The sequence below is a fragment of the Hyphomicrobium sp. genome (assembly GCF_035572195.1).
GTDB lineage: Bacteria > Pseudomonadota > Alphaproteobacteria > Rhizobiales > Hyphomicrobiaceae > Hyphomicrobium_B.
In genome coordinates, this window is sequence record NZ_DATNBA010000085.1 from 1 (window position 1) to 7,077 (window position 7,077).

A 7,077-nucleotide genomic window follows, 5' to 3' on the forward strand; every position below is an offset into this window, starting at 1 on the left:
GCCGCATTTTCCGAAAGGCTTCGTCGATCAGCTGGTTCTGCCGTTCATCTATAAGCCCGGCGAAGGCGAACCGGAGCGCTATCGCAAGCGGGCCGAAGCCGAAGCCAAAACGCCGGCACAAGAAGCACGGCAAATGCTGGACGCGGCCGAGTAAACGGGTTCAACGTTTTCATTCCAGTCACACCGTCGTCTCGTTCGACGCGGGTTGCTGCTCGGACACATGCGCCCGCGCACCTGGATGGCCGCCGTCAAGCATGCTCCGCATGCGTGGGCGGCAATGACGCGTGAAGGGTAACGCGCCATTCAAAGCGACCTACCCCCCACTCCACCTTATGGCCGGGCTCGACCCGGCCATCCAGGGCGTCATGGCAAGGTTTCGCCGCAAGAAAAAAGGCCGCCCATTCGGAGCGGCCTTTTGTGTTTCTCGTGAAACAGTTTGCTACGTATTCATCGACTGGAAAAACTCGCCGTTGGTCTTCGTCGACCGAAGCTTGTCGATCAAGAATTCGATGCCGTCCATCGTCCCCATCGGGTTGAGGATACGGCGGAGCACGTAGACCTTCTTGAGCTGATCCTTCGGAACCAGCAGGTCTTCCTTGCGCGTGCCCGAACGCGACACGTCGATCGCCGGGAAGACGCGCTTGTCTGAAACCTTGCGGTCCAGAATGATTTCCGAGTTGCCGGTACCCTTGAACTCTTCGAAAATGACTTCGTCCATGCGCGAGCCGGTGTCGATCAGCGCCGTCGCGATAATGGTCAGCGAACCGCCTTCTTCGATATTGCGGGCCGCACCGAAGAACCGCTTCGGGCGCTGCAGGGCGTTACTGTCGACGCCGCCGGTCAGCACCTTGCCTGATGACGGTACAACCGTGTTGTAGGCACGACCCAGGCGCGTGATCGAATCGAGCAGGATGACGACGTCGCGCTTATGCTCGACAAGACGTTTAGCCTTCTCAATCACCATTTCCGAAACCTGCACGTGACGTGATGGCGGCTCGTCGAACGTCGAGGAGATCACCTCGCCTTTGACGGAGCGCTGCATGTCGGTGACTTCTTCCGGGCGCTCATCGATCAGCAGAACGATCAGGTAGCACTCCGGGTGATTGGATGTGATCGAGTGTGCGATATTCTGCAGCAGCACGGTCTTGCCGGTCCGGGGTGGCGCCACGATCAAGGCGCGCTGGCCTTTTCCAAGCGGCGACACGATGTCGATGACGCGGGAAGAAAAATCCTTGATGGTCGGGTCTTCGATTTCGAGTTTCAGCCACTTGGTCGGATAGAGCGGCGTCAGATTGTCGAAATGGCTCTTATGCTTGGTCATCTCGGGGTCTTCGAAATTGATGTTCGAGACCTTGAGAAGGGCAAAGTAGCGCTCGCCGTCCTTCGGAGAGCGGATCTGGCCTTCGACGGTATCGCCGGTGCGAAGCGCAAAGCGGCGGATCTGCGAGGGCGAGACGTAGATGTCGTCAGGGCCGGGCAGGTAGTTGGCTTCTGGTGATCTGAGGAAGCCGAAGCCATCCTGCAGAACCTCGACAACCCCCATGGCCGTGATTTCTGTTTCCTGGGTCGCGAGCTGCTTCAGCGTCGCGAACATGATCTCCTGCTTGCGCATCGTCGAGGCGTTCTCGACACCGGCCTCTTCGGCAAAGGTGACGAGTTCAGCGGGCGATTTCCGCTTCAGGTCCTCGAGCTTCATCTGCTTCATTGGAAAGAAAACTCCGCGGAGTGCCGCATTTTGAGCGGTATCGGGTGGTGGGAGGAGAAATGAGCCTGGCACGACGGCGACAAGGCGGGCGCCCTGTCGTAATGCGGTGGACGCTGACGGGTTGCATAACCGCGTCGAAACGTGCCGTCTGCCAAAATCCTATGAGGACGCGACCTGTATAGCAGGTCCCCCGCCGCCTGAAAAGTGGTCAAAAGGGGGGGAGTGGATCGGCTTGAAAATCTCGGCTTCGGGCTTTTAATAAGTTTTCGCCACTACGGCCTACGAGCCAATGGCCTGCCGGCCATGATCGGGCAATTCAAAATTTGCTGCCTGGGAGGACAAATCATGCCCACGATGTCGGACCGGCTTCGACGGCGCATCGTTGCTAAGCAACGCAAGGTGAAGAACGCCGCGAAACGCGCAGCAAAAGCGGCCAAACGGGAACGCAACAGCGCAAGATAACGTCCAGACCTGAGCCCGCGCCACAGTTCCGTAACTACCTCGCTTGGCAACACCGCGAAGTTTTCGAGGGTCGACGTCATGCCGATCTGATCGCTCGGCATGACCGTCTCGCGATGTCAGAGCTTGCAGAGCGTCGCCGAACCTTTGCATTGCCAACCCATAACCTGGCCGGGGCTGCATTTGTACGAACGCGGACCGAACGTATAGCCGGGCGTGCTGCCGCCTCCGACCCAGGTGAAATAAATGCTCCAGTCGGTCGCCTGAAGCAGCGCCGCGTCGACCTGGAATTTCGCCAGACTTTCGGTGAGGGCGACGCCCTCGGCAGCTTTCTTGAAGCACGATTTGGCCTCAGCCGGCGCGGTCGCGACGGTGGCGGCAGCGACAGCGAGAACGGCGATCATTGAAACAGCAATAGTGCGCATCTGCGTACTCCCCTGATAGCTTGGGGAACCTGCCACACCCGCCTCGAGCGGGGCATAGGAATACGCAGGCCGCGTGCGGATTTCAGGCGCGTTGCGGCACCGGAACATCAGCGCGATTTTGCCGCGTAGCCTCACGTCGAGGTGACTAGAACGGCTTGACGACGGCTAGGATGACGATGCCGACCATCAGCACGGCCGGAATTTCATTGATGATGCGCCAGTGACGCGCCGGCTTGGTATTGCGGTCCTCAGCGAACGCGCGCGTCGCCGCCGACAGATAGCCGTGCAGTCCTGAAAGAAGCACGACGAGGGCCAACTTGGCGTGGAACCAGTGCGCCGCCCAATAGCCGCCCTTCCAAGCCAGCCATAGCCCCAGCACCCAAGCAATCACCATCGCTGGGTTTATGATCAGCGTCAGAAGCCGCTGCTCCATTACTTTGAAAGTTTCCGACTGCACCGAGCCGGCCGGCACCTCGCTGTGATAAACGAAAAGGCGCGGCAGATAGAGCATCCCCGCCATCCAGGAAATGATCGCAATGACGTGGATGGCTTTGATCCACGGATAGGCGTCGGCGCCAAGCACCAAAATCATCAGGGCCGCCACTGTGGCGGTCACAACGACGGCAATCCCAGCGCGCCACGCAGGTGATCGCGTCCGCCTTGTCTCCGTCATGCTCGGACCTTCTCAAGGTTTATGTTCTGATACGCTGGACGAGGCGTGCGACATGCTCGGGCGGCGTTTCGGGAACGATACCGTGACCGAGATTGAAGACGAAAGGCAAGCCCGACATCGCCGCGCAAATGTCGTCGATCCTGTGATCGAGGGCCGTACCCCCGCTCACCAGCAACAGCGGATCGAGGTTGCCCTGCACGACCGTGCCACCTTTCGCAATTCCTTGCATGACGCCGAGGGGGCAGGCCGTATCGCAGCTGACGCCATCGATGCCGGTCGCCGCGACGTAGCGATCAAGGTGCGCTGCCGCGCCACGCGGAAATCCGATGATCGGTACACTGGGGTGGCGTTTGCGAACCTCACGAACCAATTTTGCTGTCGGTCCGATAACCCAGCGCTCGAACTCGTCATCGGCCAGACTTCCGGCCCAGCTGTCGAAAATCTGCAGCGCATCGGCGCCGGCTGAAACTTGGCCGCAGAGATAATCGATCGACGCATCCGTCAACAGCTCGATGAGGGTCGCGAAACCGTCCCGGTCGCGATACGCCCAACTCCGCGCCGCGCTCTGATCCGGCGAGCCTCGGCCTTCCACCACATACGTCGCAACGGTCCAAGGGGCCCCACAAAATCCAATCAGTGCCGTCTCGCGCGGCAATTCCTGGCGTAGCCGCTCGACCGTTTCACAAATCAGCGCGAACTTGTCGTTCGTTCTCGATAGGGCGAGTCGGGACAGATCTTCAAGCGTCCGAACGGGATCAAGTCGAGGACCTTCGCCGTCGACAAATCTGACGCCCTGGCCGAGTGCATCCGGCACGATCAGAATATCGGAAAACAGGATCGCGGCATCGAAGCCATAGCGCCGGATCGGCTGCAGCGTGACTTCGGCGGCAAGTCGCGGCGTATAGCACAAATCGAGAAAGCTGCCGGCTTCAGCCCGCGTCTTGCGATATTCCGGCAGATAGCGGCCAGCCTGGCGCATCAGCCAAACAGGAGGAGGCGAAACGCCCGTGCCCGTAAACGGCATCATGAACCGCCGTTGCCGTGCATCGCTACCCTGATCTCGCACGCCTTCACTCCCTTCACTTCAAAGAGATTAGATTTTCTTTGAAGATTATTTTTATGACTCTTAGGACAGCGTTGTTCGGGGATCAGCCTGTCGTCCCCACCACGTCCACAGGAGTTCAACATCGCCATTGTGTTGCCACGACGGATAGAGCCTTTCCGCCGCCCGAGGCAATAGAGCGCGAAGCCCTCCGTTAATCAAAGGCTTGCTGGCGGCATGTGTCTTCAACCCGAATGCAGCAGCTGTTGACAACCAGCGTAGGACCGTTGGACAGATCGCTTGTCCCTAAGGACGGTCGACAGTCGAACAAAGCCTTTCCCTTTCCGTCAGATGTGGGTATCGCGGTGGACCGGTTCACGGTTGTTCTCTCAACCCGGAACCTCTCATCGCCCGGCCGGGATAACGTCGCGGTTTTGAACAGGCTCTAAGACCTTTTTTTGCGAGACGCAGGCTATGACGCTGCCGAGCATGTTCCACATGCACCTCGTTTCGGATTCGACAGGCGAAACGCTGGTCGCGATCGCGAAGGCTGCAACCGTGCAGTATCAGAACATCCGCGCGATCGAGCACGTACATCCGCTTGTCCGCACGCAGCGCCAACTGAAGCGTGTTCTGGCCGACATCGAGAAGGACCCCGGCATCGTTCTCTATACTGTGGTCAACAAGGCGCTTGTCGGCGAACTCGAGCAGCACTGTCAGCGTCTCAAGATCCCGTGCCTTGCCGTGTTGCAGCCGATCATGCAGGTGTTCGAAAGTTATCTCGGTGCGCCGCAGACGCCGACCGTCGCCGGCCAGCATGTGCTCGACGCCGATTATTTCCGCCGCATCGACGCAATGAACTTCACAATGGCCCACGACGATGGCCGGCTGCCCGAAAACCTGAGCGACGCCGACATCATCTTGCTCGGCATCTCGCGCACATCGAAAACTCCGACGAGTCTCTATCTGGCGCAGCGCGGCTACAAGACGACCAATCTGCCTCTGGTTCCGCAAGTGCCGTTGCCCGACGAACTCCTCGAACCGCACAAAGCCTTCATCGTCTGCCTTATCGCTAACGTCGATCGGATTGCCGACGTTCGCCGTAACCGCGCCGTGCTGATGGCAGATCGCGATCTCGAGAGCTATGTCGATCGCGATGCGATCTCGGCCGAAATTGCCTACACGCGAAAAATTGCCGCTCAGTACGGTTGGCCGATCATCGATGTGACGCGCCGTTCGATCGAAGAATCGGCGACGATGATTCTTAAGCTTCTCCAGGATCGAAAATCCGGTCAGAAGCCGGAAACGGAAGCGACCAATGCCTGACGCGACGCGATTGATCCTGGCGTCCGGCAGTGCGGCCCGCAAAGCGATGCTCGAAGCGGCAGGGCTGACATTCGAAGTTATCCCTGCTGACGTCGATGAAGCCGCCATCCGCGATGCGATGACCAATACCAAGGTGCCGCCCGAATCTGCCGACATTGCCGCCGCCATCGCCGCAGAAAAAGCCCGGGTCGTTTCAGAAGCCCACCCGGACGCGCTCGTTATCGGCGCCGATCAGGTGTTGGCGCTGGGCGGCAAGATATTTGCCAAAGCTGCCAGCCCCGCCGAGGCGCGTGAGATTCTCGTGATGTTGCGTGGTCGCACCCATGAACTCGTTTCGGCGGTCGCGCTGGCCCGCGGCGGCACCGTGCACTGGCAGGCGAGCGCCATGGCCGAAATGGCGATGCGGGATTTTTCCGATGAGTTCATCGGATCGTATCTGGAGCGGATCGGAGACCGGGCGCTGCAGTGCGTCGGCTGCTATGAGATCGAAGGCTTAGGCGTGCAGCTCTTCGATGATATCGATGGCGACTATTTCACGATTCTCGGCATTCCGTTGATGCCGCTTCTGGCGCGCCTTCGCCGGGAAGAAATGGTCGCAACATGAAACGCGCCTGCGTCATCGGCTGGCCCATCACGCATTCGCGTTCGCCGCTCATTCACGGGGCTTGGCTTCGCCAATACGGCATCGATGGCGCCTATTCGAAAGAGCCGGTGAAGCCCGAAGACCTCGAGAGCTTTTTGAGTTCGCTCCGGGCGCGCGGCTTCGCAGGCTGCAATGTGACGGTACCGCATAAGGAAGCGGTGTTTTCGGCGGCTTCGAAACGTGAACCCTCGGCCGTCGCAGTCGGAGCCGCAAACACGCTTTGGTTCGAAAATGAAGAGCTGAATTGCGCCAACACCGACACCTACGGCTTTATGGCCAATCTCGAAAATAGAGCTCCGGACTGGCGGAAAGGTACCGGCCCCATCGTCGTGCTTGGCGCCGGTGGATCGGCGCGCGCCGTCGTCCACGGCTTCCTCGAAGATGGCAGAGAAGATATCCGCGTCTTCAATCGTTCGCTCGAACGGAGTGAGCTGTTGGCAAAACACTTCGGCGGTCGCGTTAGCGCATGGCCGTGGGCAGAGCGGCAAGAGCACGCCCCGGAAGCAGCCGTTATCGTAAACACAACGACACTCGGAATGAATGAAGCCGGTAGTCCCGAAATTGATTTCTCCCGTGCTCGCAAAGGTGCCGTTGCCGCCGATCTCGTTTACGTGCCGCTCGCAACCGGATTTCTGAAATCGGCTGAGGCTCACGGTCTCGTCGCCGTCGACGGCCTCGGCATGCTTTTGCATCAGGCCGTGCCGGGCTTTGAAAAATGGTTCGGCATCAGGCCGGAAGTAACGCCGCAACTCTATGACCTTATCGCCAAGGATATTAGCGGCTCGTGATGCTAGTAGTCGGATT

The 7,077-nt window shown here is 59.4% G+C and carries 7 protein-coding genes; 3 read left to right on the forward strand and 4 right to left on the reverse strand.

What is annotated here, in order from left to right; all coding sequences use genetic code 11:
- Positions 1-439 precede the first annotated feature (439 nt).
- The 4 genes from rho to hemE all read right to left on the reverse strand — a co-directional run bounded on the left by rho (position 440) and on the right by hemE (position 4,289).
- Positions 440-1,705 carry a transcription termination factor Rho gene (rho, locus tag VN623_RS07550; protein WP_325569702.1) on the reverse strand — a complete coding sequence of 422 codons (1,266 nt, stop codon included), beginning with the start codon at positions 1,703-1,705 and terminating at the stop codon, positions 440-442.
- Between the two features lie 578 nt (positions 1,706-2,283).
- A complete protein-coding gene (locus VN623_RS07555; RefSeq protein ID WP_325569706.1) occupies positions 2,284-2,589 on the reverse strand; it encodes a hypothetical protein in 306 nt (101 codons plus the stop codon).
- Positions 2,590-2,734: 145 nt separating this feature from the next.
- Positions 2,735-3,262, reverse strand: coding sequence for a protoporphyrinogen oxidase HemJ (gene hemJ / locus VN623_RS07560; RefSeq protein ID WP_325569708.1), 528 nt, complete (start codon positions 3,260-3,262; stop codon positions 2,735-2,737).
- Between the two features lie 19 nt (positions 3,263-3,281).
- Entirely contained in the window at positions 3,282-4,289 is a 1,008-nt protein-coding gene (hemE, locus tag VN623_RS07565) for a uroporphyrinogen decarboxylase (protein ID WP_325569710.1), read from the reverse strand.
- 489 nt (positions 4,290-4,778) lie between these two features.
- On the opposite strand from hemE, the gene VN623_RS07570 reads away from it, so the two are divergent.
- From VN623_RS07570 to VN623_RS07580, 3 genes are read left to right on the forward strand one after another with little or no spacing between them, the layout of a single operon-like run.
- A complete protein-coding gene (locus VN623_RS07570) occupies positions 4,779-5,630 on the forward strand; it encodes a pyruvate, water dikinase regulatory protein (RefSeq protein ID WP_325569712.1) in 852 nt (283 codons plus the stop codon).
- On the forward strand, positions 5,623-6,234 hold the full coding sequence (locus tag VN623_RS07575) for a Maf family nucleotide pyrophosphatase (RefSeq protein WP_325569714.1): 612 nt from the start codon (positions 5,623-5,625) through the stop codon (positions 6,232-6,234). Before VN623_RS07570 ends, VN623_RS07575 begins: the two co-directional genes overlap by 8 nt.
- The gene (locus VN623_RS07580) at positions 6,231-7,061 is read left to right on the forward strand and encodes a shikimate dehydrogenase (protein WP_325569716.1); all 831 of its coding nucleotides are present in this window, start codon (positions 6,231-6,233) and stop codon (positions 7,059-7,061) included. Before VN623_RS07575 ends, VN623_RS07580 begins: the two co-directional genes overlap by 4 nt.
- Positions 7,062-7,077: the final 16 nt, after the last annotated feature.